The organism is Bacillus pretiosus (assembly GCF_051294775.1).
In the GTDB taxonomy this organism is placed as follows: Bacteria; Bacillota; Bacilli; order Bacillales; family Bacillaceae_G; genus Bacillus_A; species Bacillus_A wiedmannii.
Map to the genome: position 1 here is coordinate 1 of NZ_JBPPHF010000605.1, position 281 is coordinate 281.

1 protein-coding gene is annotated in these 281 nt (G+C 42.0%); it reads left to right on the forward strand.

The window, feature by feature from the left end; genetic code table 11:
• A partial coding sequence (locus tag ACSG5Z_RS32350) for a 4Fe-4S dicluster domain-containing protein (protein ID WP_435712987.1) occupies positions 1-281 on the forward strand: 281 nt, incomplete at both ends.

A 281-nucleotide genomic window follows, 5' to 3' on the forward strand; every position in this document is an offset into this window, starting at 1 on the left:
CTTAGGACCAGGACCAAGAATGCCTGAGAAGAAACGTCAATGGGCTTATGAGCTTTCAAAATGTATGACATGTGGTGTTTGCTTAGAATCATGTCCAAACGTAACTAGTAAATCTGACTTTATTGGACCAGCACCGTTATCACAAGCTCGTTTATTCAACTCACATCGGACGTGTGAAATGGATAAAGCAGATCGCTTACGTGCAATTATGGGAGTTGGAGGACTTGCAAACTGTGGTATCTCTCAAAACTGTGTGCAATCATGTCCAAAGGGTATTCCAT